The organism is Ciceribacter sichuanensis (genome assembly GCF_024055605.1).
Lineage (GTDB): Bacteria > Pseudomonadota > Alphaproteobacteria > Rhizobiales > Rhizobiaceae > Allorhizobium > Allorhizobium sichuanense.
The window spans coordinates 445,936-468,752 of the sequence record NZ_JAMXLX010000004.1 but is presented as its reverse complement, the minus strand read 5'-3'; the positions used below and the strand labels follow the sequence as shown (position 1 = coordinate 468,752).

Annotated in this window: 23 protein-coding genes and 1 tRNA gene; 9 read left to right on the top strand and 15 right to left on the bottom strand. The window is 61.5% G+C overall.

Annotated elements, in window-relative coordinates:
- Window positions 1-301: 301 nt before the first annotated feature.
- The 9 genes from yacG to NBH21_RS26250 form a co-directional block, all read right to left on the bottom strand.
- Window positions 302-514, bottom strand: a complete 213-nt coding sequence (gene yacG / locus NBH21_RS15430) for a DNA gyrase inhibitor YacG (RefSeq protein ID WP_250913839.1) — start codon at window positions 512-514, stop codon at window positions 302-304.
- 3 nt (window positions 515-517) lie between these two features.
- A complete protein-coding gene (locus NBH21_RS15425) occupies window positions 518-1,138 on the bottom strand; it encodes a Maf-like protein (RefSeq protein WP_099056591.1) in 621 nt (206 codons plus the stop codon).
- A gap of 36 nt (window positions 1,139-1,174) precedes the next feature.
- Window positions 1,175-1,393, bottom strand: coding sequence for a translation initiation factor IF-1 (infA, locus tag NBH21_RS15420; protein ID WP_004435948.1), 219 nt, complete (start codon window positions 1,391-1,393; stop codon window positions 1,175-1,177).
- A 120-nt stretch (window positions 1,394-1,513) separates the two neighbouring features.
- The gene (locus tag NBH21_RS15415) at window positions 1,514-1,993 is read right to left on the bottom strand and encodes an arsenate-mycothiol transferase ArsC (protein ID WP_250913840.1); all 480 of its coding nucleotides are present in this window, start codon (window positions 1,991-1,993) and stop codon (window positions 1,514-1,516) included.
- A gap of 5 nt (window positions 1,994-1,998) precedes the next feature.
- Window positions 1,999-2,472, bottom strand: coding sequence for a UPF0262 family protein (locus NBH21_RS15410; RefSeq protein ID WP_163903305.1), 474 nt, complete (start codon window positions 2,470-2,472; stop codon window positions 1,999-2,001).
- 3 nt (window positions 2,473-2,475) lie between these two features.
- On the bottom strand, window positions 2,476-3,774 hold the full coding sequence (gene hisD, locus NBH21_RS15405; RefSeq protein ID WP_250913841.1) for a histidinol dehydrogenase: 1,299 nt from the start codon (window positions 3,772-3,774) through the stop codon (window positions 2,476-2,478).
- Window positions 3,775-3,823: 49 nt separating this feature from the next.
- Window positions 3,824-4,261 (bottom strand): DUF2948 family protein, encoded by a 438-nt coding sequence (locus NBH21_RS15400; protein ID WP_250913842.1) that lies wholly within the window; start codon window positions 4,259-4,261, stop codon window positions 3,824-3,826.
- 111 nt (window positions 4,262-4,372) lie between these two features.
- The gene (gene murA / locus NBH21_RS15395) at window positions 4,373-5,665 is read right to left on the bottom strand and encodes a UDP-N-acetylglucosamine 1-carboxyvinyltransferase (protein ID WP_250913843.1); all 1,293 of its coding nucleotides are present in this window, start codon (window positions 5,663-5,665) and stop codon (window positions 4,373-4,375) included.
- A 122-nt stretch (window positions 5,666-5,787) separates the two neighbouring features.
- Window positions 5,788-6,048, bottom strand: coding sequence for a hypothetical protein (locus NBH21_RS26250; protein WP_425340427.1), 261 nt, complete (start codon window positions 6,046-6,048; stop codon window positions 5,788-5,790).
- A 151-nt stretch (window positions 6,049-6,199) separates the two neighbouring features.
- On the opposite strand from NBH21_RS26250, the gene NBH21_RS15390 reads away from it, so the two are divergent.
- Both NBH21_RS15390 and NBH21_RS15385 read left to right on the top strand, forming a co-directional pair.
- Window positions 6,200-6,274: transfer RNA gene (locus tag NBH21_RS15390), tRNA-Thr, on the top strand.
- A 524-nt stretch (window positions 6,275-6,798) separates the two neighbouring features.
- Complete coding sequence (locus NBH21_RS15385) at window positions 6,799-7,188, top strand: hypothetical protein (RefSeq protein ID WP_250913844.1); 390 nt, start codon at window positions 6,799-6,801, stop codon at window positions 7,186-7,188.
- A 33-nt stretch (window positions 7,189-7,221) separates the two neighbouring features.
- Here NBH21_RS15385 and NBH21_RS15380 read toward each other — a convergent pair whose 3' ends face one another.
- Entirely contained in the window at window positions 7,222-7,575 is a 354-nt protein-coding gene (locus NBH21_RS15380) for a hypothetical protein (protein ID WP_250913845.1), read from the bottom strand.
- A gap of 245 nt (window positions 7,576-7,820) precedes the next feature.
- Between NBH21_RS15380 and NBH21_RS15375 the strand changes: the two genes are divergently transcribed.
- Entirely contained in the window at window positions 7,821-8,156 is a 336-nt protein-coding gene (locus tag NBH21_RS15375; protein WP_250913846.1) for a protein tyrosine phosphatase family protein, read from the top strand.
- Between the two features lie 57 nt (window positions 8,157-8,213).
- Here NBH21_RS15375 and galE read toward each other — a convergent pair whose 3' ends face one another.
- From galE to mscL, 3 genes are all read right to left on the bottom strand, one after another.
- Window positions 8,214-9,248, bottom strand: a complete 1,035-nt coding sequence (gene galE, locus NBH21_RS15370; RefSeq protein ID WP_250913847.1) for a UDP-glucose 4-epimerase GalE — start codon at window positions 9,246-9,248, stop codon at window positions 8,214-8,216.
- Window positions 9,249-9,438: 190 nt separating this feature from the next.
- Window positions 9,439-10,608, bottom strand: coding sequence for a pyridoxal phosphate-dependent aminotransferase (locus tag NBH21_RS15365; RefSeq protein ID WP_250913848.1), 1,170 nt, complete (start codon window positions 10,606-10,608; stop codon window positions 9,439-9,441).
- 154 nt (window positions 10,609-10,762) lie between these two features.
- Entirely contained in the window at window positions 10,763-11,188 is a 426-nt protein-coding gene (mscL, locus tag NBH21_RS15360; RefSeq protein WP_250913849.1) for a large conductance mechanosensitive channel protein MscL, read from the bottom strand.
- Between the two features lie 215 nt (window positions 11,189-11,403).
- On the opposite strand from mscL, the gene NBH21_RS15355 reads away from it, so the two are divergent.
- Window positions 11,404-14,913: a hybrid sensor histidine kinase/response regulator gene (locus tag NBH21_RS15355; protein ID WP_250913850.1), complete on the top strand. Its 3,510-nt coding sequence runs from the start codon at window positions 11,404-11,406 to the stop codon at window positions 14,911-14,913.
- Between the two features lie 36 nt (window positions 14,914-14,949).
- Here NBH21_RS15355 and NBH21_RS15350 read toward each other — a convergent pair whose 3' ends face one another.
- Window positions 14,950-16,440, bottom strand: a complete 1,491-nt coding sequence (locus tag NBH21_RS15350; protein ID WP_250913851.1) for a pyruvate kinase — start codon at window positions 16,438-16,440, stop codon at window positions 14,950-14,952.
- Between the two features lie 244 nt (window positions 16,441-16,684).
- Between NBH21_RS15350 and NBH21_RS15345 the strand changes: the two genes are divergently transcribed.
- The 3 genes from NBH21_RS15345 to NBH21_RS15335 all read left to right on the top strand — a co-directional run bounded on the left by NBH21_RS15345 (window position 16,685) and on the right by NBH21_RS15335 (window position 19,254).
- Window positions 16,685-16,990: a hypothetical protein gene (locus NBH21_RS15345; RefSeq protein WP_425340426.1), complete on the top strand. Its 306-nt coding sequence runs from the start codon at window positions 16,685-16,687 to the stop codon at window positions 16,988-16,990.
- Window positions 16,991-17,098: 108 nt separating this feature from the next.
- On the top strand, window positions 17,099-17,839 hold the full coding sequence (locus NBH21_RS15340; protein WP_250913853.1) for a metallophosphoesterase family protein: 741 nt from the start codon (window positions 17,099-17,101) through the stop codon (window positions 17,837-17,839).
- Between the two features lie 2 nt (window positions 17,840-17,841).
- The gene (locus NBH21_RS15335) at window positions 17,842-19,254 is read left to right on the top strand and encodes a bifunctional serine/threonine-protein kinase/universal stress protein (protein WP_250913854.1); all 1,413 of its coding nucleotides are present in this window, start codon (window positions 17,842-17,844) and stop codon (window positions 19,252-19,254) included.
- A 4-nt stretch (window positions 19,255-19,258) separates the two neighbouring features.
- On the opposite strand, the gene NBH21_RS15330 is transcribed toward NBH21_RS15335, so the two are convergent.
- Window positions 19,259-20,983: a GH32 C-terminal domain-containing protein gene (locus NBH21_RS15330; RefSeq protein WP_250913855.1), complete on the bottom strand. Its 1,725-nt coding sequence runs from the start codon at window positions 20,981-20,983 to the stop codon at window positions 19,259-19,261.
- A gap of 144 nt (window positions 20,984-21,127) precedes the next feature.
- On the opposite strand from NBH21_RS15330, the gene NBH21_RS15325 reads away from it, so the two are divergent.
- Window positions 21,128-22,159, top strand: coding sequence for a glycerophosphodiester phosphodiesterase family protein (locus NBH21_RS15325; protein ID WP_250913856.1), 1,032 nt, complete (start codon window positions 21,128-21,130; stop codon window positions 22,157-22,159).
- A 120-nt stretch (window positions 22,160-22,279) separates the two neighbouring features.
- The gene (locus NBH21_RS15320) at window positions 22,280-22,789 is read left to right on the top strand and encodes a GNAT family N-acetyltransferase (protein WP_250913857.1); all 510 of its coding nucleotides are present in this window, start codon (window positions 22,280-22,282) and stop codon (window positions 22,787-22,789) included.
- Window positions 22,790-22,817: the final 28 nt, after the last annotated feature.

The window sequence follows — 22,817 nt, the reverse complement described above, 5'->3', positions numbered from 1 at the left end:
CAGGCTCTTGCGAAGCCATCCGGTGGGGTTTCCGACCGGCGGGGGAGAAGTTTCCCCCGGAAGCGAGGCGGTTTATAGCAGCTTGTTCGGCCATGTCCAGCGCCAAAAAGCACTTTTTTGACAGCTTTGCGAAAATACCGAAAAACCAAGCCAAATGAATGACTTCCGCCACGCTCTAAAGCATGTCGCGCAAAAAACACGGCGGCTTTGCGATGACCACACGCGGCAAAACAAGGAGTATAAGCGCCATGGGCGGATCTGAAAGATCGCGAGGCACTTAAATGCGTGGCGAAGTGAGATTTCAGTCGCGACCGTCGTCTTCGGCCCTGGATTCGTCATCTACGACCGGGATCGCGTAGGAACCTTTCAGCCAGCGTGAAAGATCGAGAGTGCGGCAGCGGTCCGAGCAGAAGGGATAGTGCTCGCGTTGCGAGGGCTTGCGGCACTCCGGGCAAGGCAACGCCTTGCGCAAGGGCGCGACTTTTGCCGAAGGGGACGACGGATCGTCACTCATCACTCAGCCCTCCGTCCAGCCGGTCTGGACGTCGAAGCCCTCGCCCGAGAGCATCTGCATGGTCTCGAACAGCGGCAGGCCGACGACATTGGTATAGGAGCCGACAAGCTTCTGCGGGAAGCAGCCGGCGATGCCCTGGATCGCATAGGCACCCGCCTTGCCGCGCCACTGGCCGGAGGCGAGATAGCTCTCGATCTCATGGCTCGACAGGCGCTTGAAGCGGACCTTGGTCTCGGCAACCTTCTGGCGGGTTATGCCTTCCGGCGTGATCAGGCAGACGCCGGTGAACACCCAATGGCTGCGACCGGACAGGAGATGCAGCGCCGACGACGCTTCCTCGAGATATTCCGCCTTGGGCAGAATGCGACGACCGACCGCGACGACGGTGTCGGCGGCAATGATGTAGCTGTCGTTCCACTGAAGATCCGAGCGGATCTGGTCGTAGCAGGCGCGCGCCTTTTCCGCCGAAAGCCGGCGCGCCAGCGAACGCGGGTGCTCGGACTTCTTCGGCGTCTCGTCCAGATCCATGGGCATCAGCCGCGCGGGTTCGATCCCGGCCTGCTTCAGCAGGTCGAGGCGACGCGGCGACCCGGAGGCCAGTATCAGCTTCTGTCTCAGCTCCATGCGACCTCCCGCGGCATTCGTTCGTCGGGAGAGCGCTTACTTGAAGCGGTAGGTGATACGACCCTTGGTCAGGTCGTAGGGCGTCATCTCGACCAGGACCTTGTCGCCGGCGAGAACGCGGATACGGTTCTTGCGCATGCGGCCGGCCGTATGGGCGATGATCTCGTGCTCGTTTTCCAGCTTCACCCGGAACGTCGCATTGGGCAGCAATTCGGTGACGACGCCGGGAAATTCGAGGACTTCTTCTTTTGCCATAGAGCGGTTATCTTTCTTGGATGTTGGTCGGGGCCTCGGCGGGCCTCCGAAAATGTGGGCGGAAACTACACAATCACCAAGGTTTTGTGAACCTTGTAGCGTGCGCTTTTCCAATTTGTTTCAGGCAGGCCCCGTCTGGCCTTCGACCGAGGGCAAAAGGCGTTCGGCAATCAGCCGGCGCAGACGGTCGCGTACCTCGCGATAGGCGCCGAGAATCTGCTCACGCGTGCCGGTCGCGACCGTCGGGTCCGGCATAGGCCAGTAGACAACTTCCACGGCGGAAGAGCGCGTCAGCTCCAGTGCCGCATGATGTGCCTCAGGGGCAAGCGTCACCACGAGGTCGAAGAAATCGTCTTCCAGCTCGTCCAGCGTCTGTGGTTGGCGCCTGCCGAGCGAAAGACCGATTTCCTCCAGAACGGCATCGACGAAAGGGTCGCGTTCGCCGGCGCGAACTCCAGCCGATGCCACATAGGTGCCGCGCGGCAGCATCTCGCGAGCGATCGCCTCTGCCATGGGCGAGCGGATGGCATTCATGCCGCAGATGAACAGAATGGCTCCGGGCATCCTGACCTTCTGATCGGGAGCCTCCTCGCCGGTCATCGCCCCTACCCGCGCCAATAGAGAACGCAGACGAGGGTGAAAAGCCGCCGGGCCGTATCGAAATCCAGCTTGATCTTGCCGGAGAGGCGGTCCAGCAGAGTCTGGGATCCCTCGTTGTGAATGCCCCGGCGCCCCATGTCGATCGCCTCGATCTGGCTCGGCGTCGAGGAACGGATCGCTTCATAATAACTTTCGCAAATCATGAAGTAGTCCTTGATGATCCGCCTGAAGGGCGTCAGCGACAGGATATGGGTGGCGACGTCCTCGCCGGCCTCGGTCCTGATCGAGAAGACCAGCTTGCTGTCGACCAGCGAGAGATAGAGCTTGTAGGGACCGCCGGCATGACCGACCGGTTCGAAGGAGTTCTCCTCGATCAGATCGAAGATGGCGACGGCCCGCTCGTGCTCGACGTCCGGCGTGGAGCGGCCGATCGTCTCGTCCAGCACAACATCGCAAAGCCGGAAGTCGCCCTTGGCCATCACTCAACCTTCGAGATTGAGCCGAATGGCCACCGATCGGGCATGGGCGTCGAGGCCTTCGCTTCTGGCAAGAGCGATCGCCGCCGGTGCCAGCAGGCGCAGCTGATCCGGGCCGAGCCGCAGAATCGAGGTGCGCTTGACGAAATCGAGCACCGAAAGCCCCGACGAGAACCGCGCGGAACGGGCCGTCGGCAGCACGTGATTCGAGCCGCCGACATAATCGCCGATGACCTCGGGCGTGTGACGGCCGACGAAGATGGCGCCGGCGTTGCGAACATCGGCCATCAACGCATCCGGATCATCGACCGCAAGCTCCAAGTGCTCCGCAGCAATGCGGTTTGCAAGCGGGATCGCGGCTTCGAGCGACGGAACGAGAATGACCGCGCCGAAATCGCGCCAGCTTGCGGCAGCCGTTTCCGAGCGGCTCAGCGACTTGAGCTGGCGCTCGACAGCAGCTTCGACGGCCTTGCCGATCGCTGCATCGTTGGTAATAAGAATGGACTGGGCGCCAGGATCGTGTTCGGCCTGGGCGAGAAGGTCGGCGGCCAGCCAATCCGGATCGTTGTTGGCGTCGGCAATCACCAGCACTTCCGACGGTCCCGCGATCATGTCGATGCCGACAGTGCCGAAGACCTGCCGCTTGGCGGCGGCGACATAGGCATTGCCCGGGCCGACGATCTTTGCGACCGGCGCGATGGACTGGGTTCCATAGGCGAGTGCTGCAACAGCCTGGGCGCCACCGATACGATAGATCTCACGGACGCCTGCAATGCGCGCGGCGGCCAGCACCGTGGGATTGATCGCGCCGCCCGAAGCCGGGACCACCATGACAATGCGGGGAACGCCAGCGACCCTTGCGGGCACGGCATTCATCAGCACCGAGCTTGGATAGCTTGCCGTACCACCGGGAACATAGAGACCGACGGCATCGATCGCCGTCCAGCGAGAGCCAAGTCCGACGCCGATCGCGTCCTCGTAGAGATCGTCCTTCGGCATCTGGCGGGCATGATGCTTTTCGATGCGCGCTGCGGCCAGCTCCAGCGCCGCCATGACTTCCTCATCGACCTCGGCCATTGCCGCGTCGATTTCAGCGTCGCTCACCCGCATGGGCACTTCAGCGAAGTCGATACCGTCGAACCGCTTGGAATAGTCGGCAAGTGCCGCGTCGCCACGCGCCCTTACATCGTCGATGATCGCGCGCACCACGTCGTTGACGTCATCCGATACTTCGCGCTTGGTTGTCAGAAAGGCGGAAAACCTCTCCTCGAATCCCTCGGATGCCTGATCCAGCCAGATCGCCACTTTTCTTCAGTCCCTCTCCTCGGCCGGCGCTTTTCTCGGCGCCCGCCGTTCAATCACCCGGATGACCGGGCTTCAGGTTGGTTTCCCATGCCCCGCCGGTATCCGCAAGCTGTGCTTCGATACATTCCACATCGAGGGCGATCATGCCGCCACCGGAAAGCACGAGTTCCACCACACCTTCCGGCCCCTCGCCCTCCGCCCGGTAACGGACCGCCAGCAGCGAGAGCACATTGTCACCATTGGCGCGGTCGAAACCGATCGAGCGCACGGCGGAAACGCGCTTGAAGCTCAACAGGGCCCTGCGGCGTTCGTAAGCCTTGCGGCGACCGGCGGAATCTTCCCAGACGAAGCGATTGGCCGCCAGCGAGAAGAGACCGGGACGCATCTGGAAGGACATGTCGGAGATGCGGAAAACCGCATCCTGCATGTGAGCGGAGATGACCGAGAGGTCGTCGTTATCGAGAGCGAGCAGCTTCAGACTTGTCATTTCACCGTTACCCGAATGGCCGCCCGAAGGCGAAGCGTCTTATCATCCTTTCGACATAGGTTGTCGCAATGCAAGACGCAACGGCATCGAGGAACGGAGATTGGGTGTCTGTCAGTCGCTGATGCGCTCGACGATGGCTCCGCAACGGGTAAGCTTCTCTTCGAGACGCTCGAAACCGCGGTCAAGATGGTAGACGCGCGACACCATGGTTTCTCCCTCTGCCGCAAGGCCCGCAATCACCAGCGAAACGGATGCACGCAGGTCGGTCGCCATGACTGGCGCACCGCGAAGACGGCTGGTGCCCTCGATGCGGGCGGTCTGGCCGGCAAGCGTGATCCTGGCGCCGAGACGGGCCAGTTCCTGCACATGCATGAAGCGGTTTTCGAAGATCGTCTCGGTGACGTGGGAAACGCCGTTCGCGCGGGTCATGAGGCCCATGAACTGGGCCTGGAGGTCGGTCGGGAAGCCGGGGAAAGGCTCGGTGACGATATCGACCGGGCGAATTTCCGAACCATAGCCGACGACGCGGATGCCGCCGGGCGTTTCAGTGACTTCCGCGCCTGCGCGACGGATCGCTTCGAGCGCGGTATCGAGCAGCGAAGCATCCGTTCCCTGCAAAACGACGTCGCCGCCGGTCATGGCGACGGCCATGGCATAGGTGCCGGTTTCGATACGGTCAGGCAGAACCCGGTGGCGCGCGCCGGAAAGGCTCGACACACCTTCGATGGTAATCGTCGAGGTACCTGCGCCAGAAATCTTCGCGCCCATGGCATTCAGGCAGTTGGCGAGATCCACAACCTCGGGCTCGCGGGCCGCATTGCCGATCACCGTCGTTCCGCGGGCGAGCGAAGCGGCCATCATCATCACATGGGTCGCGCCAACGGAAACCTTGGGGAAATGATAGATCGCGCCGATCAGACCACCCTTCGGCGCGGTGGCGTTGATGTAGCCGCCATCGATTTCCATCTCGGCGCCAAGCGCCTGCAGGCCTTCGATGAACAGGTCGACCGGACGCGTGCCGATCGCGCAGCCGCCGGGCAGGGAGACCCTTGCCTTGCCCTCGCGCGCCAGAAGCGGACCGATGACCCAGAAGCTCGCGCGCATCTTGGAGACCAGCTCGTAGGGAGCGGTGGTATCGGCAACAGTGCGGCAGGTGAAATGAATAGTGCGGGCGTAGGAACCGTCCTGATGCTCGCGGCGGCCGTTAACCGAGACATCGACGCCGTGGTTGCCGAGAATGCGCAGCAGCAGTTCGACATCGGCGAGATGCGGTACGTTCTCAAGCGTCAGTGTGTCGCTGGTCAGCAGCGAAGCGATCATCAGGGGCAGCGCCGCGTTCTTGGCGCCGGAGATCGGGATCACACCCTTGAGCTCGTTGCCGCCGACAATCCGAATACGATCCATGTAAGCCTTCTGAACGGGACTGGCGCCCGCCTTTCATTTATTGCTGCTGATCCCGCCCCCGCGGACGCGAGGGTGTTTAGACGAAAAACAGGCCGTATTCAATTCGGCCCGTTCAGCAGTGATTAATCATCGGGTTGGGACGAATTTGCGGCAGGCAGGCCATCTGTCTCATCGGCCTGACCGGCGCGGCGGGCACGGGACTGCTGTTTTCGCCGCAGGAGATTCTCGCGCAGCTTTTCGGCCGCTCGCGTCTTGCGCCTCTCCGCGGCGGCTTCCACTGCCGCCTTGCGCTTATCCACAGCTGCGGGGGATGAAACGGCCTCTTCGCCGCCTGCTTCCGCCGCCGGCCTTGCAATCCCCGGGTTTTGCCGATTTTCCGTCATGCCGGCGTGATAAACGAAAACCGCGCATTGCGGAAGACTGGAACGATGGCGACGGATTTCTTCCCGCCAAGTTCGTTTTGCTGTTGCGCTCCCCGCGAAGCTGTGGCAATAGGCGGCTCGCTCGCAACGGCGACACACGCCGCGCACAGATGCTGCTATAGCTCAGGGGTAGAGCACTCCCTTGGTAAGGGAGAGGCCGAGAGTTCAAATCTCTCTAGCAGCACCATTTTCCCCTTTGAAATTGTTATTGGTTTCCGCACGCTGGTCGACCAGCATGCGACATTGTCCGACGCCGTTGCTACAGGTAGCCCGGAAGAAGCGTCTCTCTGCGCCCTGTGCAATCCGCCGGAGACTGTTCGCAAGCTCTGCAATGCAGGCATTGCGGAAATATTCGTCAAGATACTGGTTATGCCGCCGCTCAAATTCGATTGGTCGAAAGGGGCACATCATGAGCTGGATCGCGAAAACTCGTCGCCCGAATATGGTTAACAGCGGTTAACAAAGGTCAGAAAAATCGTCAGAAATTTGACCCCTGTTAACTGGTTGGGACACGTCGCCTGCTCCTTGATGCGCAGTGGAAAGCGATTTCCCCTCGCCCTTGCGATCATCCTGCGCTAGAGCAATTCCAGCATGAGTGAACATCGATCTTGCGTCGGTAATTACGTGAAAACAAAGAGATAGGGCTTCATACCTATCCGGATCCCACGGAAATCGCTCCAGAGGCTCGAAGCACCAGAGGCGGACAATAGCATGCCCCCGAAACCGAAGCGCAACCGTATCGAGAAGCTGCAGCACTCCTGGACGAAGGCATCCGCGCAGCAACGCTACGAATTCCTGCAATGGCTGGCGACTTCGCCTGACGGGCACGATGGCCATGGCATTGCACCGACGGACATGGTCGCCAGGATACCGATCGCCAGCGGACGCTACCTGTTGCCATCGGCGGTCCTCCGCATCCGGGCCGTGATGACTGCGCGGTCACTTTCGGCTGAGGAGGTAATGGCCGAACTGGGGTTCGAGGAAGACCGGAAAGCGCTTTCCCACGCGCTTTCCGAAGGCGCGAGCCTGAGGCTTGCAGTCGTCGCCGCACTGGAAAACTGGCTTCTGGCGCATACCGAACCGGAACGCATCGCACCCTGACGGATCAGGCCTGCGCCTGATCTATGGGTTCGGCTAATCAACCCGGCTGATTCGAAGGTCGCTTTCTCCGACCATGCCGATATAGAGGCCCTGCTCTTCCTTGTCCGCGCGTCCGATCATGTCGATATCCGACTGGATCGAATAGAGCATGATGGTGTTGTCGCCATTGCTCGTCGAATAGCCGGAGACGGCCTTCAAGGCCTCCGGGCAGGTATCATCATGTTGCAGCAGCGCCCGCACACCGTCGGCGACGGGTTCCTGCAGAAAGGAGATGTGGCAGGTTCCTTCCGGAGTGGTCATCGCCCAAATCTCCGCGGCTGAGGCCGGCAGAGCCGAGAGCGCGATCGCCGCGGTCACGGCGGGAGTGAGAAAGGTCTTTGCGATCATCGGACATCTCCGGATTAACTGGTGATGTCCAGCTAGGCGCGACGCATCGGAGCGTCAACGGACAAAGGCGCCGCGCCGCGAAAGCGCCCATATTTGGGCGATCCGGCGCTTTGGCTTCCCCAAAAAGAAATGGTTCAGCGCCAAACAGACGTGGCTGGAAAATATATATTAATTACCATATATGTTTTCGCGAAAGCGGAGGCCAAACAACGTCCCGCTGCCAACTCAACAACGAAGGAAAGAAAATGCAGATACGTCCCATTACCGAGTCTTTTCATGTCAGCGGTCAACTCGCTCCGACGGACATCGCTCAACTGGCCGCCTCGGGCTACTCTCTGGTGATCTGCATGCGGCCCGATGGGGAAGGATGGGGGCAGCCGGACTTTTCCACGATCGAGGACGCTGCCGAAGCCGTTGGTCTCAAGACACACTATCTTCCGGTCATTCCAGGCTCCGTACCGCTGGAACAGGCGGCCACTTTGAAGGGTCTGCTGAAGCAGACGGAAGGTCCTGTCCTTGCCTTCTGCGCCTCCGGCGCGCGCTGCGCGGGTGTCTATCAAATGGCACAGCAAATCGGCTGAGCGACAAAGCTCCGCACAGGCGATTTGCCGCGACGACGCCTGAGGCAATGATAGATTTCAGAAATTGCTTGCAGCAAGGCGGCGACGCAAACCGTCGATATCGGTAGCGTCATCCTGGAAGAGGTGATGCTCCCAGTCGAGCGTGGTTGCCACAATCGTCTTCAGGTCATCATGACGCGGTGTCCAGCCAAGCACCGAACGGGCAAGCGTCGCATCGGCAACGACGAAGGCGGCATCGCCTTCCCTGCGCGGGCGGTATTCTATCGTGATTTTCGTATCGGAGACCTTCTGCACGGCGCGCAGAACCTCGAGCACCGAATATCCCCGGCCATAACCGCAATTGGCCGTCAGCGTCGCACCACCGCGCCGAAGGTAGTCCAGCGAATTCAGGTGGGCCAGCACGAGGTCGCTGACATGGATGTAGTCGCGTACGCCGGTACCATCCGTCGTGGCGTAATCCGTGCCGAAGACCTCCACCGAGCGGCGTTTGCCAAGGGCCGCTTCGCAGGCCACCTTCATGAGATGGGTCGAGCGCACGGTCGATTGTCCGGTGCGACCGAGGAGGTCGGCACCGGCGACATTGAAATAGCGAAGTGCGACATAGCGGAAATCATGGGCGCGTGCGGTGTCGCGCAGCATGATCTCGCTCATCAGCTTCGACTGGCCATAGGGATTTTCCGGGCGCAGCGGCGCGGTCTCAGCAACCGGCAATGGTGCGTCGGGCGTGCCGTAGATGGCGGCCGTGGAGGAGAAGATGAACTTGTCGATACCGGCCTTGACGGCAGCGGAAAGCAACACGCGGGTATTGCCTGTGTTGTTGGCATAATAGCCGAGCGGGTCGGCGACGGAATCCGGAACCACGACCGAACCGGCGAAATGAATGATGGCTTCGATATCGTTCTCAGCGAAGATCTGCTTCAGGACGGCCTCGTCACCGACATCGCCAAGGTAGAAACGCGCGGCGGGCGCGACGGCCCAGCGGAAACCGGTAGACAGGCGATCGACGACGACGACATCTTCGCCGGCATCCAGAAGGGACCAGACCATGTGGCTGCCGATATAACCAGCGCCGCCCGTTACCAAGATCGCCATTTTTACTTCCCGTGTTCTTATCGATCGGGAAGAACGTATCAGCGCCATGCTTTAACAAGATTTACGGCAGGCAACAAACCCATAGGCGAAACACTATTAACTTGAACTATACTTAAATCACCATTGAAGGATTCGTTCAAATTTTATCGATCCGGCAGAGCGCGTTCCTGAGCCGCTCTGCCGGCAAAGTTCAGAGGGAAAGGACGTAGCGGCAGAGGCGATCCGCCGCTTCCTCGATCTGTCGCGGATCCCGCAAGAAGCAGGCACGCAGGAAGCTTTCGCCTCCCTTGCCGAAAGCTGAGCCGGGGGCAAGGGCAACACCGGTGCGGTCGACGATATCCATGGCGGCCTGACGGCTGTCGGTGATGCCGTCGATCTTGAGGAAGGCGTAGAGCGCACCTTCCGGCTTCAACGTCTCGACGCGATTGGTCGCGATAAGGGCATCGCAAAGAAGGTCCCGCGACTTTGCGGCGCGCTCGAAATTCTCGCGCACGAAGCCGTCACCATGATCGAGAGCCGCGACAGCACCCCGCTGCATGAACTGCGCGACGCCGGAGGTCGAATATTGGATCAGGTTTTCGAAGACCTGTCCGGTTTCCGGGGGCGCGACGATCCAGCCGACGCGCCAGCCGGTCATAGACCAGTTCTTGGAGAAGGAGTTGGCGAACAACACGCGGTCCCCCGGCTCCATGACATCGAGGAAAGAGGCCGCACGCGCATCCGCGCCATAGTAATAGAGCGCGTAGATCTCGTCGGCGAGAATCCAGAGATCATGTCGGCGGGCAAGCGCCAGGATGGCGGCGAGATCCTCGCGGGTTGCCGTCCAGCCCGTAGGATTGGACGGGGTATTGATGAAGAGTGCTCGCGTCTTCGGCGTGACGGCCGCCTCCAGCGCATTCATGTCGAGCGACCAGCGGCCGCCGGCAAAAGTCAGCGGTAGTCCGACGGCGTGACCGCCGGCAATCTCGATGGCCGAGATGATGTTGGGCCATGCCGGAGACAGATAGATCATCTCGTCGCCCGGCTCCGTCAGCGCCTGGACGCAGAGCGCAATGGACTGCATGCCCGAACCGGTCACGTAGAAATGCTCCGGCAGCAACTCCACGCCGAAATGCCGGGCGTAATAGCGCGACAGCGCCTCGCGTAATTCCGGAATACCGCGCTGCCAGGTGTAAAAGGTTTCGCCAGCGAGAAGCGCATCGCTTGCGGCGCGATTGATGAAATCCGGACTGGGAAGATCGCCCTCGCCCGCCCAGAGCGGTAGTAGGCCGTCGCGCCCGCGGGCATAGTTGATGATTTCGACGATCCCGCTTTCCGGCGCAGCGAGAGCGCGCGGGCTGAGATCCTTGACGAGCGACATGCAGAGCCTCTTTGAAAGTCTTGCCGATATTGAAAAGCTCTATCCCATCGCGCAGGGAAAATCCCATGACATTCGGTGAGCGCAAAATCGATTTCAGTGATGGATGAAAAGACCGCGGACTGTGCCGCGGTCTCTGGGTTGTCAGCGGATGCGATCAGCGGGTCTTCAGCAGGTCGCGAATTTCCGTCAGAAGCTGGATATCGGCCGCCGGCGGGGCCTCTTCGGCAACCTTCTTTTCCTGCTTTTCGAGCGAGGCTCTGAGCGTGTTGACGCCCTTGACCATGAGGAAAATGATCCAGGCGAGGATCACGAAGTTGATCACCACGGTGATGAAGTTGCCGTAGGCAAAAACAGCCCCCTGCTCACGCGCCGCGGCAAGCGACGTCGCCGTCACCTTCGAGCTCAGGGGCAGGAAGTAGTTGGAGAAATCGAAGCCGCCGAAGATGACCCCGACGATCGGCATGACGATATCCTGAACCAGAGAATTGACGATCAGACCAAACGCGCCACCGATGATGACGCCGACTGCGAGATCCATGACATTGCCACGTGCAATGAATGTCTTGAACTCGTTCAGCATTACCCTTCTCCTTTTAAATGATTGCGATCACACCCGCCGCCACGGATGCCTCGCCATGTCCATGGTTAATCAAGTTTTGATCATTCGCAAACACTGAATCAACATTCGCAGGCCGGTTGCCTTCGACTTAATGTCAATCCACAAGCGATTTCAAATGAAGGGGACTTCCCTTACAGTCATTCCCAGTTCTGGCGCGCCGTTCATGAGGAGGAAGCGTGCTCCCGGGTTGGGTTATCTTCGCATCGGCCTTCGCCTATCTGTTGCTGCTCTTTGCGGTGGCGAGTTACGGCGACAGGAAAAGCCGCGTCTACGGTGTGCCCGTAAACGGCCGGCCGGTGGTCTATGCACTCAGCCTCGCAGTATACTGCACCTCCTGGACCTATTTCGGCGGCGTGGGACTGGCGGCCGAACGCGGGCTGGAATTCACAGCCATCTACATCGGGCCTATCCTGATGTTCACGATCGGCATGCCGATCGTGAAGCGCATCATCGAGCTTGCCAAGGCCGAGAAGCTCACATCCGGCGCCGACTTCATCGCGGCACGCTACGGTAAAAACCCCATCGTCGGCATGCTGGTCACGGTGATCTGCCTCGTCGGCACGATCCCCTATATCGCCCTGCAATTGAAGGCGGTTTCCAATTCGGTCACGGCCATGGTGGACCCGACCGAATACGGCATCGGCACCGGCAACCTCTATTTCGTCGATCTTCCGCTGATCGTCGCCTTCCTCCTCGCCTGCTTCGCTGTGGTCTTCGGCACCCGTCACACCGACGCTACGGAACATCAGGATGGGCTGATCCTTGCCATCGCCTGGGAATCCGTCGTCAAGCTGGTCGCCTTCTGGACGCTCGGCATCTACGTCGTCTTTTTCCTGTTCAACGGCCCCGCCGATCTCTGGCAACGGGCAGTCGAAAACCAGGCCGTGATGGCGGCCCTGACCCATCACACCCCACCCGGCCGCTGGATCCTGCTGATCGCGCTGTCGGCCTTCGCGATCATCATGCTGCCCCGCCAGTTCCATGTGACCGTGGTCGAAAACCGGACCGCCCGGGAACTGAGACTCGCCGCGATCCTGATGCCGCTCTATCTGGTGGCCATCAATATCTTCGTGCTGCCCGCCGCCATGGGCGGCATCATGCTGTTCGGCGGCACCGGCAATGCCGATCTCTACGTGCTTTCGCTGCCGCTCGCCCATGAGATGCGCTTCGTCTCGCTGATTACCTTTCTCGGCGGCTTTTCGGCCGCGACCGCCATGGTGATCGTCGCATCGGTGGCGCTGGCGATCATGGTGTCGAACGACATGGTGCTGCCGATATTCCTGAGGCAAAAACTTCTCGGCAGACCCAGCCACCGGGCGGACTTCGCCAAGACGCTGTTGCATATCCGCCGGACCGCCATCTTCGGCGTCATGCTGCTCGGTTATGTCTATTACCGCTCGGCCGACAACACGACGGGACTTGCCTCGATCGGATTGCTGGCCTTTGCAGCCATCGCCCAGATCGCGCCGTCGCTGTTCGGCGGGCTTCTCTGGCGGCGCGCCAATGCCCGAGGCGCGATCGCCGGCCTCAGTTCCGGTTTCTTCGTCTGGGCCTACCTGCTGTTCCTTCCGAGTTTCGGCGCCGAGGACAACACACACATTGCGGCATCGATCCTGAGCTTCCTCTTTCCCGGCATCGACATGTTCACCGGGGCGGAAGCCGATCCGCTGGTCAACGGCACGCTGCTCAGCCTGCTGATCAACACCGCCGCCTTCATCGCCGGTACGCTCAGCCGCAATCCCCGGCCTGTCGAGCGCATCCAGTCCGGCATTTTCGTCAAGCGTCATCCGCGGACACAGTTTGCCACGCGAGGCTGGAAGACACGAGTTTCCGTTGGCGACCTCAAGGCAGCCATTGCCCGCTATCTCGGCGACGAACGCATGCAACGGTCGTTCCGCAGCTACGAACAGACGGTCGGCCGCCGGCTGGACGACGAAAGCCCGGCCGACATGGCCTTCATCCACTTTTCGGAACAGTTGCTCGGCAGCGCCATCGGATCGTCTTCCGCGCGTCTCGTCCTGTCGCTGATCCTGCAGAAGGCGGAGGATACCTCCGCCGATACGGCCTGGCTGCTCGATCAGGCCAGCGAAGCGCTACAGTACAATCAGGACATGCTGCAGACAGCGCTTTCGCAGATGGAACAGGGCATCGCCGTCTTCGACGCCAGCAACCGGCTGACCATCTGGAACCGGCGCTTCCGCAGCCTGCTAGACCTTCCGGAGCATGTGGGACAGGTCGGCTATCCGCTCACCGATATCGTGGCGATGCTGGCGGATCGCGGCGATGTGGCCGCAGGCGAACAGGCGCCGCTGGTGCGGCGCTTCCAGCAATTCGACAAGCCCTTCCAGCTTGTCACCGCCGGCGGAGAGCGGATCATCGAGGTTCGCTGCAACGCCATGCCGGACAAGGGCATCGTCGCGACCTTCACCGATATCAGCAGCCAGGTGGCGGCCGATAAGGCGCTGAAGCAGGCGAACGAGACGCTGGAACAGCGCGTGAGCGAGCGTACCGCAGAACTGACCCGCGTGAACCATGCGCTCGCAGAAGCGCGCGCCGCCGCCGACGAGGCGAATATCGGCAAGACGCGCTTCTTTGCGGCGGCCGGCCACGACATTCTCCAGCCGCTCAATGCCGCGCGTCTCTACTCCTCCTCACTGGTCGAAAGGCTCGGGGACAGCGAGAACAGTCCTCTCGTGCGCAACATCGATTCCGCGCTGGAATCCGTCGAGATCATTCTCGGGGCCGTGCTCGATATCTCCCGCCTCGACACCGGCGCGATGAAACCTCGCCTGACGTCGGTTGCGTTGCACGACCTGCTTGAGCGCATCGAGACCGACTTTGCGCCGATGGCGCGCGAGAAAAACCTGAAGCTGATCGTCATGCCGACCTCTCTCAGGGTGCGCTCGGACCCGAATCTGCTTCGCCGTCTGGTGCAGAACCTCGTTTCCAACGCCATCAAGTACACGCCCTCCGGCCGGGTTCTCGTCGGCGCAAGACGGCAGGGCAAGGAGGTGGCGATCCAGGTGATGGATTCCGGCATCGGCATTCCGTCATCGAAATTCCGCACCGTCTTCAAGGAGTTTGCGCGACTGGAAGAAGGCATGCGGACGGCCTCGGGCCTGGGCCTCGGCCTTTCCATCGTCGACCGCATCGCGCGCGTGCTCAATCATCCGGTGCAGCTCTCGTCCAAGCAGGGCAAGGGCACGACCTTCCGTGTCCTCATGCCGCTCGACCAGTCGGTGCCGATGGGCGGCAGCGTGGCAGAACTGGCAAGGCAGGACAAGGGTGCTCAGCCGCTACGCGGCCTGAAGATCCTCTGCATCGACAACGAGCCCAAGATCCTCGAAGGCATGCAGCTTCTCATTTCCGGCTGGGGCTGCGATGTCCAGTGCGCCGGTTCGATCGAGGAACTCGATACGATCGTCGCGGCCAGCAAGGAGGCACCGGACCTGATCATCGCCGATTATCATCTGGGCGACGGCAGCGGGATCGGGGCGATCCTTCGGCTGCGCGCGCTCTACGAGCGTGACATCCCGGCCCTGCTGTTGACCGCCGACCGCACGCTCGAAGTGCGGGCCGAAGCCGAAAGACAGCACATCGCCCTGCAGCACAAGCCCGTGCGTCCGGCCGCCCTTCGCGCCTTCATCACGCAGATCTCCGCGATGAAGCAGACGGCGGCCGAATAGGCGGCTGACCGTCTGCCACGACCTGCGGCGGAGAAATCACCAGGATTTCAGCGCCCTTAGCGTCGGCGTCTTCTTCTGCATATGTTCGTCCATGCGCGACAGCAGACGATCGAGCAGTTCGACGGCCTGACCGACGGCCGGGCCCTTGTTCAGCATGACGCATTCGGCGCGCGCGGCCATGGCCGCATCGGTCATTTCCCCGCGTGTCGGAATGCCTTCGCGCACGAGATCTTCCAGAACCTGCGTCGCCCATATGGCCGGCACGGAGGCCGCCTCGCAGATCCACAGGATCTCTTCCTGCATCTCGGCAAGACGTTCGAACCCGATTTCGGCCGCAAGGTCACCGCGCGCGATCATGATGCCGAAGGGGCCGCGCTGACGGGCGCGGGCGATCAGCGTCGGCAGGTTGCGGACGGCATCCGGCTGCTCGATCTTGGCGATCAGGCCGAGGCGGCGATCCCCGGCTCCGTAGCGCGCCAGAACCGCGTCCAGCAGATCGATGTCTTCCGGTCTGCTGACGAAGGAGTAGCCGATGATGTCGCCGCATTCGATGACGGTCGCGAGATCCGTCTCGTCCTTGGCGGTGAGCGGCGAAAGACCGAGCGAGGTATCGGGCAGGTTGATGCCTTTTTCAGGCTTCAGCTTGGTTCCGCCGGCCTTGGTCTTCTGCACGAGAATGATCGCCTCGCCGGGCGCAGTGCTCTCGACCACAGCTTCCAGCTTGCCATCGTCATAACGCACGCGGTCGCCAACCGAGAGACGGGTAACCATCTCCGGCAGGGAAACGCCAGCGGAGAACTTCACCCGGTCGCAGACGCGCGGTTCGCCGGATGCGGCGACGAGACGTACCCTGTCGCCGGCAACGAGCCTCGCCTTCTTTTCCGGTAGCAGCACTTCGGCCGTGCGGATCTTGGGGCCGGCGATATCCATTAACACCGCGATGTCACGACCGACAGCATTGCCCGCGGCGCGTACGTGGGCTGCCATGGAACGCCAGGCTTTCGGGCCGTCATGGGCGCAGTTGATGCGGGCAACATCCATACCGGCCTTCGCAAGATCGAGCAGGAAGTCGGGTTTTTCCGCCGCTTCGCTCGGCAAGGTCACCATGATGCGGGTGCGGCGGTGGAGATGAGCCGGCCCCAGCAGATCGGTCGCAGCTTCGGAAAGGCGAACTTCACCGATGAAGAAATCGGATTCGGAGGGCATCGAGGCCAGACCGTCGCCGCCGGCAAGCGCGCCAAGCGCTGCAATCACCGCATCAAGCGTCGGGAGAACGCGGCTTTCGAGCCGCCCAAGCGAGGAAAGACCGAGACACATCAGCCGCCGCTGCAACGGCCGCAGATCATGATGCCGGAGGGCGAGGTAATGGGCGAGGTTGGCCAGCGCGGGATCGGCCTCGGCCACACCGGAACCGAACCTTTCGATCATGGCCGCCGAAGTCTCGAGGATCTCGGCCCGCAGGGCAACGACTTCACTGAGAAGCGCGTCGACCGGCCTTTCGGGCACATGCAATTGCGGCGTATTCATGCTGTTCTCCACCTGCCATTGGTCAGCGTCCCACAGCCCTTGCGACTTCGCCAGAGGGGCGAATACCGCAGAGGGCGAACGGACAGACCATCACGCTACTTCGGCTGTTTGACGCAGCGATGACGCCCACCTATGCCTCATTTGGCAGGTGCAGAATGCGGTTCGTTGCGTGACAGTTTTGTGACGGCTATGGTGCCATTCTGCTTCGCGGGGCGAGCGCGGTGCAATGGGACGGAGAAACGAATTGGCAAAGCGGAAAATCTACGAGGCTCTGGTCGACGGTGCATCCACCGGGTTGGGCGACGCGGCACTCTATGCCTATGTGCAGGAACGCTGCCCGCAGGTGAACAACAAGAAGCTGGTTCGCGCGGCACTTCTGGCGCTGACCGACCCTCATCTTGCCGACCGCAATATCCTCCAGACGATCTACGCACTGGCGATCAAGAAGCGGCTGGAGGACCTGCATGCCTCAGGCTCCGAAACGTCGGAAAGATCGCAGCACGAAAAGAAGGCCGGGCCGAACGAAGAGCAGGCCCTGCATCCCGCCTGAAAGTCTGACCAACCCGGCGCGGCGAACGCACCCTCCTTCCGGCCAATAGCGTCCCCCGCAAAAGCCACCTAGATTGGTATTCCGAGCATTCGTCGCCAGGGAGGGGCCATGCGGATCGCTTTGATTTCGGATATCCACGCCAATCGCGAGGCCTATGAAGCCGTACTCGACGCAGCCGCGCGGCAAGAGGCCGCGCGCTACGTTATGCTCGGCGATATCGTCGGCTATGGGGCCGATCCGGCATGGTGCACCCGCAAGACGATGGAACTCGCCGAAAGCGGCGCCATCGTCGTGCGCGGCAATCACGATCAGGCGCTGGACGACCCGGCGATCTCCATGAACGAAACGGCGACCGCTGCCATAGACTGGACGCGCGGCCAACTCGGCGCCGACGAACGCGCCTTTCTCGCCGGCCTGCCGCTGCAGGCCGAAGAAGGCGATCGCCTGTATGTGCATTCCAACGCGGCGACCCCAGCCCGTTTCAGCTATGTGACGGATACCGATGACGCGCTTCGACAGTTCGTCTCCTGTCGGGCAAGGCTGATCTTCTGCGGCCACCTGCACCGCCCGGCGCTCTATTGCCTCGGCGGGCATGACAAGGTTTCGGCGTTCATCCCGACCTCGGCGAACAGCATACCGCTTCTCTCCCAACGGCGCTGGCTGGCAGTTATGGGATCGGTCGGACAACCGCGCGACGGAAACCCCGCCGCGGCATTCGGTATCCTTGACACCGAGAAGGGCGAACTCGAATTTCATCGCGTGGGCTATGATATCGAAACGGCGGCCGCGAAGATCCGTGCGGCGGGCCTGCCCGATAGCCTGGCGGCAAGACTGTTCAGGGGGCGGTGAACATGGCGAAGACGCATCTTGAAAGCGGCAGGGTGATCGATGGCTTCACCATCGGCAAGCTTGCCCACAAGGGCGGTATGTCCCGGCTATTCGAAGTGACGCGACCCGACATCGATTTCCCGATGCTGATGAAAGTGCCGGAGCTCGGCCAGGGCATCGATCCGGCCATGATCGTCGGCTTCGAGATGGAGCAGATGATCATGCCGCGTCTGTCGGGCATTCATGTGCCCCGCTTCGTCGCCAACGGGGATTTCGCCGTACAGCCCTATATCGTGTTCGAGATGCTGCCCGGAAAGTCGCTCTATCCCCTGCTCGACGACCTGCCCCGGTCCGTGGAGGAAGTTGCGCTTCTCGGCAACCACATCGCCACGGCGCTTGCCGACCTGCACCGGCAGAACGTGGTGCATCTCGATATCAAACCTTCGAACATCATGTTCCGCGAAACGGGCGAGGCCGTGCTGGTCGACTACGGCCTCGCCCGGCATCTGCAGCTGCCCGACCTGATGGACGAGGAATTCCGGCTTCCCTACGGTACGGCGCCCTACATGGCGCCGGAGCAGATCCTCGGTGTCAGAAGCGATTTCCGCAGCGACCTCTTTGCCCTTGGCGTGCTGATGTATTTTCTCGCGACCGGCAAACGGCCCTTCGGCGACCCGCAGCGAATGAAGGGCCTGAAGAGACGGCTCTGGCGCGACGCCATCCCGCCGCGACTGCTGAGCCCGGAGATTCCCAAGGCGTTGCAGGAAGTCATCCTGCGATGCCTGGAGATCAATCCGGCACGGCGCTACCCGACCGCTGCGCAACTGGCGATGGACCTGCAGGACCTCTCCAAGGTGACGTTGACGGCCCGCGCCGAGAAGCTGAAACGCGACGGTCTCTCCCTCGTCATCAAGCGCCGTTTCAATCCGGACCCCATCGAACTCCTGAAGCCGGCGGGTGCAGCCGCAAGTCTTGCGAACGCGCCGATCGTCATGGTGGCGATAGACCTCTCGACCGGATCGGAGACGCTGGCGGATGCGCTGCGGCTGACAGTGAGCCGCATCATCGAAAAGACACCCGATGCCCGCATCGCCTGCCTCAACGTCTTGAAGATTGCCCGCATCAGTCTCGAAAGCGATCTGGATGCACAGGGCAACAACAAGCACGTGGCCCGGCTGGTGCAGCTCAAACACTGGGCCGAACCATTGAAAGCGCCCGAGGGGACGGTCACCTACCATGTGATCGAGTCGGTCTCCCCGGCACAGGCCATTCTCGATTACGCGCGGGACAACATGGTCGATCATATCGTGATGGGAGCCCGGGCAAATTCGGCCATGCGCTCACTGCTCGGCAGCGTTTCGGGCGAAGTGGCCGCGACCGCCCCCTGCACGGTGACGGTGGTCAGGGTACGAGGGGCGTCCGAAGCGGCGGAATAGCCGCTTAAAGCCTGAGCGCCCATATCGTGGCGGAGATGATAGCACCGTCACCGGCAATGAGACGGGCAGAGCGAACCGGCTCGAAACCTTCGATGCGCTTGGTGCCGGCATAGCGCCCGCCGTCGGCGAAGACTTCGATGGAGCCATAGTCGAGAAAGATGCGAAGACGGCTGACACGCGCGCCCTCCGCCAGATAGCGCGGTGTTGCGGCCTCATCCCCGCCATAGCGGATGAAGAGCCCCGCCTCGCCCTGAGCGACGGCGAGGGGCACATCGGGATGATCGAGCGTGAGTTCGAAGGGTAGGCCGGCCTCCGCCAGATCGAACAGGATCTCGACCGCGCCGTTGAGAAAGGTGACGACGTTTCCGGCTGCCAGCCGGGTGCGGTCAAGGATATGGCTTCTCAGGCTTTCCGCCGTTCCGATGGGCGGGGTAAGCAACTGGCCGTTCTCCAGCCTCAACGTGCGTGGCAAGGTCATGGCGCTCGGGAAATCGACTGTCGGGCCTGTATCGACCCAATTGCCGAGCCAGCCGATACCCACCGGCACCTGGCCATCGGTGAAGGCCTGGAAGGCATAGTTGTCGGCGGCGAAATCGAGTTCCCGGCTGAATTCCCGGGAGAAGGTTTTCCCGTCGAACCAGCCGACATCGACCATGGTCAGGTTACGCCGGCCAGTTTTCTCATCCAGCGAATGCATCAGGCCATAGATCAGCGCCCAGCGCGTCTTCGGGTCCGTTGCCTCGCCATCGATCGGCAGCAAACAGGGGCATTCCAGCGCTGTCGTGCGATACCGGCTGTCGACCAGCAGCTTGCCACGATAAGTCCAGCCACTCGCGGCCTGCGGGTCATCGGTATCGTAGAGCAGGATGACGCCACCCTCCTCGCTCTGGCTGCCGAGCAGCATCTTCCAGAGACCATCGGGTCCTTTGAAGACGTATGGATCGCGGAAGTCAGGGCTTAGCCCCTCTCCTGCCGGCCTCTGTGCCAGAAGCACCGAGGCTTCGCCCGCGGTGAAGAGATCGGCTGATGTCGCCGTCATCTGTATCTCCTGCTCGGGGATGCGCCCGTTCACCTTCTCGGTGAAAAAGACGCGAATGCCCGGTCCGTTCGACAGCGGGATCGCCGAGCCCGAAAAGGCGCCACCACGCTTGTCCGGACGGGCTGTCAGATCCTCCGATGGAAATAGGAAGACCGGCATGTGACGCCAGCGCAGGTAATCCGACGATACCGCGTGACCCCAATGCATGTTGTTCCACATGCGGCCATGCGAATAGTGCTGGTAGAAAAGATGCGGCCGGCCGCCGAAGCGTCCGAAACCGTTGGGATCGTTCATCCAGCCGAAGGGCGGGCGGAAATGATAGCTGGCGGCGAGATCCGGCGGCTGGTTGGCAGGACTTGTGTGCAGGATCGTAATGCCGGTCTCCAGCACATCCGAGGCTGTAAACCAGTAGGCTACGGAAACGGTGGTGTCGCGGCTGTCGTAGCGCAATTCGATCGGACCGCCGCCAAACACCTGATAGATGCGGAAGGAATGTTCTTCGGCATTGATCGCCTGCACCTCGCCGAACTTGCCGTTGACGCTGTAGAGCGACAGCGAACCGGGTGTTTCGAGACTGACCGCCTTCAGCCACAGATGCAGCGTCGCGTTGACGGGCAGGTCCGCATGAATGACCCGTATCGTTTCCTCGGCCGCATTGTTCATCTGGTCCATGGCGATCACCCTTTCCATCGTTATCCTGTTTTGGGGAGGCAACGACCGCGACGGCCTACTGTTCCATGGCCTGCGTCATGCAAGCGTCACCAATCCTTCATCGCCCTGTGATCCGGCGGTTTTATCGCGACATCATGATCCATCCGGCCCCGGAGCTGTCCCATGCGTCTGATCGTCCCGTTTGTCGCCACGATCCTGTCCTTCGTTCCCGCCCTTCCTTCCGGTGCCTATATTCCCGAAGCCAGCCATGCCGGAATGATCCGCGAGCGATTGTCGGACGCCAACCGGTGGCGCGACCATGTGATGGTGGTTGCCCATCGCGCGGGCTGGAAGGAAAACGGCAAGGTCGTACGCGCTGAAAACTCCAGGGATGCGATCGATCATTCGGCATCGATCGGTGTCGAAATGGTCGAGCTTGACGTGCGACGGTCTCAGGACGGCGCGCTTGTGGTGATGCACGACGCGACGCTGGAGCGCACCACGACATGCAAGGGAGCCGTCGCGGAACAAAGCCTTGCCACATTGAAGACCTGCCGGCTCATGGTGGAAGGCAAAGGCATCGTGACCGACGAACCGGTTCCGACACTGGCGGAAATGCTGCTACATGCCAAGAGCCGCATCCTCGTCAACATCGATAACAAGCTGGAGCCGGAAGACCTGGTGGAGATCGTCGCGACCGCGCGCAGGCTCGGCATGGCCGACGGCATCCTGATCAAGACGGCGATCTGGAACGACGAGCGCCTGGAACGCGCCCGCTCCGTCATGACCGCAATTGGTCCGGACGTTGCCTTCATGCCGATCCTCGCCGATGATGCCGTGAAGGATACCGCGTTCGTGGCAAGGGTCGCGAGAGCGTTCAATGCCCCGGCCGCCGAAATGATCAACTGGCGCAGGGATGCGGCCGAACCTCTGACGGCATCGGGCGGACCGCTCTTCTCCCCGCGCGCCCGGGCAGCGGCAATCCGTGGCAATTTCCACATGTGGATCAATACCTACCCGATCACCGACCGGCCGGAAGGCATGGTGGCCGGTGGTCGCGGTGACGGACTGGCATGGTCACAGGGACAGACGGGCGCGGTCTACGGCTTCTGGATCGACAGGGGCGCCACAATCATCCAGACCGACGAGCCGAAAGCCGTGATCGGCTGGCTGGAAGGTCAGGGCTTGCGGCAATCCTATGCGATGCTGAACTGATTGGATCTCTGGCGATAGCCGAAGAGCGTAAAGCACCCGATGGCATGCACCGCCGCTTTGCTCAAGGTCGCAACGCCGCTATAGCACGGTCTCTTATTTGCAAAGCGAGGCCGAACTACCATGATCACAACCGAACGACTTGTTCTTCGACGTCCCGAACTTCGAGACTTCGAAGCCTATGCGACGATGTGGTCTCATCCAGAGGTTCTGCGCCACATCTCGACTGAACCGTTTTCCGAAGAAATGATCTGGGGCCGGTTTCTACGACAGGCCGGAGGCTGGCTGTATATGGGCTTCGGCTATTTCGTCATGGAAGAGAAGGAAAGCGGACAGTTCGTCGGCCAGATCGGCTTTCAGGACCTGCATCGCGACCTGACGCCATCGCTTATCGGCACGATGGAGGCCGGCTGGACGCTGCATCCGACGGCGCATGGAAAGGGTTATGCCAGCGAGGCCGCTGCGGCCGTGTTCCAGTGGGCGGAAGAGAATTTTTCCGGCCAGCGGATAACCTGCATCATCGCTCCGGAAAACATCCCCTCACTGAAGATCGCGGCGAAGATGCGGATGCACGAGTTTGCCCGCAGCACCTACCACGGAAAACCCGTCATCATGATGGAACGCCATCTTTGAAAAGTCCGGGCGAACCGGAAATCCTTCT